Here is a 3,763-nt window from a genome sequence, read left to right as displayed (position 1 = left end):
CATAGGTGATGTCAGCTACCCAAAGTTGATTTGGCTGCTCAGCAGTAAATTGACGATTAACTAAATCAAGTGGCTTATCTTGTTGCTCGTCAGGTATCGTTGTCTTATGTGCTTTACCCCGACGAACACCTTGAATTCCCATAACTCGCATCAATCGTTCGACTGTACAGCGGGCGACTTGATGGTCGTCAAGCTGTAGCTGCTTCCATATTTTTCTTGCACCATAAACTGACATATTATCCTCCCACACTTCGCGAATGAGTATTATCAGCTCAGCATCACGCTTTTTGCGGTTAGACAGTCGCTCAGGCTCTCTTTGTATCTGTTTATGAGAATAATACGTTGATGGTGCAATCGGCAATTCCTTGCAAATTGACTCGACACCGTAATGCTCTCTGCAAGCATCAATAAAATCCACTATTACTTCTGTTTGCGGTCGAGCTCCGCTTGGGCGAAAAAAGCGGCAGCTTGCCTCAGGATATCATTCGTTCGCTTGAGCTCTTTATTCTCGCGCTCTAAGATGGCAAGGCGTTCTTCAGTTGATGGCGTATTAGAAGAGGGTTTAGACGGTTGAGCTTGAGATTTCTTGACCCATGCTCTAAGTGTTTCTGGGGTACATCCCAGTTTATCTGAAATCGATACTAGCGCAGCCCAAAGAGAAGGGTATTCATGCTGTTGTGTGGTAACAAGCCTAATTGCACGTTCACGAAATTCTGATGTATAGCGATTTGATTTTTTCATAGTTCCAGTTTCTCAAGTTATTGAGTCTCTGGCAAACACGGGGCGATTCAACCTATTGTGTTTTCTAGAGATGTTTTTGGATCTAACGGCATTTTTACAGCCCAGCCATTAATAGACTTTGATGCATAAGAATTAACAGGAGCAGCAACTAAGTTGTCTTTAATTAACCCATCACTTACTTCTATTGTGTGATCACCCGATTGGGAGGGCTTTTGCAGTCGCTTTGTCTCTGTAGCACTAATAACTTCCCAATCCGCTGAAAACCTTATGAATTTTTCACTTTCATTAGTGCTAACAATTAACTCATAATAAAGCTCAGATGGCTCAGCACTTTCATTACTCTCCTCGAATGAATACAGCCTAGCTTTTATTTTTTTGTTTTGTGATTTGAACTCAACACTTCTTAACTTTAAATCTCTGCCATACGTTAGATTAGTTGGCTTTAAAGAGATGTTAGGTGAAGCTATTCCCTCAAATTTCAAATTCATGTTTAGCATTTCAACACCCGAATAAGAAACTTTTCGACTTAAATCTCCGAATGTGTCTTTAAGTCCATCTTCACTTTCAGCATCAATTCGTTTATCTGAATTAGCATTCTGTATAATATCTTCCAGCGTGCTTCTTTGTAAGATGTTTAACTCAAACGATTCCATATTCTTAGTTTGAGAGTATTTATTATTCATAGGCTCTACATCTAGAGCTTGAGTCTGAAAGCTAGCTCCAAATAGTAAAATCAAAGGGAGAAATATTTTTTTCATATGATATGTCCTTATAGTTAATTTTATTTCCTAAACCACCATATTCTCACATGATTAATATGCAAACCTATTTTAGGTACTAAACATACTTTTTTGTCTAGAAATAAATACAAAAATGTAAAAATCTACTAAAATGCACACTAAAATGCATAAGTCTTAGTTTCATCTTTCAGATTCGATTAACAGGGCTCAATTAAATCTGACAGTCAAAGATTGGCACATGCCAGATCTTAACTTAGATTCAAATTAAGCTTCGATCTGTTCTGAGAGGTCTAACGCATCATCAACTTCTATTACTAAGTACCTGACAGTTCTTTCTAGTTTTCTATGGCCAAGTAGAAGCTGAAAGGCTTTTTAGTTTTTTATAAATTAGTGATGTTTTGGTACGTCTCATTGAATGAGTACCATATTGGGTCTTATCTACATGTTTGAGCTTCTTGTAAAGCTAGATAGCTTCTATTTCATGAAAATCGATTCCAGTAAGGTTATTCTCTTTTATTAAAGAGTAAAAACTATTTTCTGCATCTGTAGTTATGTAACTCAATCCCGTTTCTTTTGTGCGAAATAAAGCTGTATTTTCTACTTTTGACTTATCTATTACTAAGCGCTTGAACGGCTTTATCATTTTTATTTCACCACGTTTATTATAATTGTGCTCAGTAAGGTCGTGGTTTAGAGCATCTTCAAAACCAACTAGGTTTAGCGCATACCAAGTTTCACCTTGCAAATCACATTTAAGATATTCAACATTGTGTCCTAAATTAGGTTCCATTATTGCTTTAACTTCTTTTGATAAAACATAAGAAGTAGCTCCTAGTCCTGCAATATCTGGTATTTGAAGCCCAGCGTTTACATCATGCTCATCAATGAGCCAGTTAACTCCAAGAGTGCGCCAGTTATCTGTCATTGAATGGCCATCAAAAAGTAAAATTTGGCCTTCTGTTAATTGCATCGTTTGCTCGAAACCTGTTTCATTGAGGTAAAGGTATAAATCAGGGTTTATATTAAAACCATATACTTTATTAAAACTTTTCATATTATTAAACCTGAGTTCCACTTAGTTTTGTATGGATTGGGAATTCACCATCTTCAAGGCCATCTGAAATTTGACGTAATGCTTCAATTATCCCTCTGTGTCCTAATCCCTTGTTGATTGACTGGTCAAGAAGAAACTCTACATTCAAATAATATTTTTTCGTATGGATGGTTGCGTGTGCATAAGCGTCAGGCATTGACTCCAGAGGAACGTGAGCTTTATGTAATGGTAAATATACGCCATTAGCTTCATGATCAATGTCAATACCAAATGCCGCTAACCGCATACGAGAACGTGCTGCTCGCATGGCATTCCAAGAGACAATATGATGTGCGGCTGTATTTTTAGGAAGCTTTCCTCTACCAACTTTAGCCATATTTTCAGCTAACTTCTTGGAGTGGCTTTTCATGTGTTGCAATTGTAATATTTTATGTTTACTTTATAGACTCTAAAACAATCAAATAAGGACGTTAATGTGAATAAAATCAAACTCCCACTCTCATGTTTATCACTTTTAATCTCATCTCAAGTATTAGCCGTTGAACACGACTTAGATAATGCAGGTGAAGTAAATAAATTTGTAACAACAGATGTATTTCCTCAAAAAGCATTAGGGGCTGTTGATCTTTGTAGTACATATATCAATCAGCCCACATTGGTAGCCACATCATAGTAAATGCTAAAGCGAGCATTGAATGATAATTTCGTTCAAGCTTTTCATACCGCGTGGCTATCCCTCTATATTGCTTAATACGGCCAAATGCATTCTCAACCAAGTGCCGATATTTGTACATGCACCAGTCAATATCTTCATTGCCTACTAAACTGTTGCCCTTACGTGGAATAACGGGTGTAGCGTTATTATCACGAACAAACGCTCTCAGTTTTTCACTGTCGTAGCCTTTATCTGCGACAACCATATTACTTGTTGGGCAATTAGCTACGAGTGACTCTGCATGGACGATATCATGCGTATTTCCACAGGATAATTCATAATAAACAGGCAACCCTCCGCTATCGACTGCAAGATGAATTTTCGTAGAATTTCCACCTCGGCTCTTTCCAATTGATTCATTGTCAGCAGTTCTTGCACCGCAACTATGTTGATGAGCCCTGACAATACTGCCATCAATGAAGACCCAATCCATGTCCGCATCACGAGATAATGCGCGAAACAGTTCATTCAAAATCCCTTTTTTGGACCATAAATTAAACCGTCTGTAGATAG

General features: G+C 37.7%; 7 protein-coding genes, 1 pseudogene and 1 other annotated feature. Of the genes and pseudogenes, 1 reads left to right on the top strand and 7 read right to left on the bottom strand.

Annotated features, from left to right (window positions below; genetic code table 11):
* The 6 genes and pseudogenes from L655_RS0114965 to L655_RS0114945 all read right to left on the bottom strand — a co-directional run.
* The coding region (locus L655_RS0114965; protein ID WP_139016270.1) for an IS3 family transposase at positions 1 to 418 on the bottom strand (418 nt) is incomplete at its 3' end.
* Positions 347 to 463 (bottom strand) — a sequence feature (AL1L pseudoknot). (Overlaps the previous gene by 72 nt.)
* Complete coding sequence (locus L655_RS0114960; RefSeq protein ID WP_024604194.1) at positions 421 to 741, bottom strand: transposase; 321 nt, start codon at positions 739 to 741, stop codon at positions 421 to 423. (Overlaps the previous feature by 43 nt.)
* A gap of 47 nt (positions 742 to 788) precedes the next feature.
* Positions 789 to 1,499: a hypothetical protein gene (locus tag L655_RS0114955; protein ID WP_024605457.1), complete on the bottom strand. Its 711-nt coding sequence runs from the start codon at positions 1,497 to 1,499 to the stop codon at positions 789 to 791.
* A gap of 246 nt (positions 1,500 to 1,745) precedes the next feature.
* Positions 1,746 to 1,923: pseudogene (locus L655_RS1000000128060) on the bottom strand (integrase); the annotation flags it as partial.
* A gap of 21 nt (positions 1,924 to 1,944) precedes the next feature.
* On the bottom strand, positions 1,945 to 2,535 hold the full coding sequence (locus L655_RS0114950; protein ID WP_024605456.1) for a DUF1629 domain-containing protein: 591 nt from the start codon (positions 2,533 to 2,535) through the stop codon (positions 1,945 to 1,947).
* A 4-nt stretch (positions 2,536 to 2,539) separates the two neighbouring features.
* The gene (locus L655_RS0114945) at positions 2,540 to 2,944 is read right to left on the bottom strand and encodes an AHH domain-containing protein (RefSeq protein WP_080670028.1); all 405 of its coding nucleotides are present in this window, start codon (positions 2,942 to 2,944) and stop codon (positions 2,540 to 2,542) included.
* 66 nt (positions 2,945 to 3,010) lie between these two features.
* Here L655_RS0114945 and L655_RS0114940 point away from each other — a divergent pair, with 66 nt between their 5' ends.
* Positions 3,011 to 3,208 carry a hypothetical protein gene (locus tag L655_RS0114940; protein WP_024605454.1) on the top strand — a complete coding sequence of 66 codons (198 nt, stop codon included), beginning with the start codon at positions 3,011 to 3,013 and terminating at the stop codon, positions 3,206 to 3,208.
* Here the strand turns inward: L655_RS0114940 and L655_RS0114935 are convergent.
* On the bottom strand, positions 3,177 to 3,763 hold a 587-nt coding region (locus L655_RS0114935; protein WP_024603875.1), incomplete at its 5' end, for an IS5 family transposase. The two genes, L655_RS0114940 and L655_RS0114935, sit on opposite strands and share 32 nt — an antisense overlap.

The sequence above is a fragment of the Pseudoalteromonas sp. TAE79 genome, from assembly GCF_000498015.1.
Lineage (GTDB): Bacteria > Pseudomonadota > Gammaproteobacteria > Enterobacterales > Alteromonadaceae > Pseudoalteromonas.
The sequence above is the reverse complement of the archived record's forward strand: the minus strand, read 5'-3'. Positions and strand labels throughout refer to the sequence as shown.

Coding starts and splice junctions, on each gene's coding strand:
- L655_RS0114960 (WP_024604194.1), bottom strand. CDS start 741: ATGAAAAAATCAAATCGCTATACATCAGAATTTCGTGAACGTGCAATT.
- L655_RS0114955 (WP_024605457.1), bottom strand. CDS start 1,499: ATGAAAAAAATATTTCTCCCTTTGATTTTACTATTTGGAGCTAGCTTT.
- L655_RS0114950 (WP_024605456.1), bottom strand. CDS start 2,535: ATGAAAAGTTTTAATAAAGTATATGGTTTTAATATAAACCCTGATTTA.
- L655_RS0114945 (WP_080670028.1), bottom strand. CDS start 2,944: ATGAAAAGCCACTCCAAGAAGTTAGCTGAAAATATGGCTAAAGTTGGT.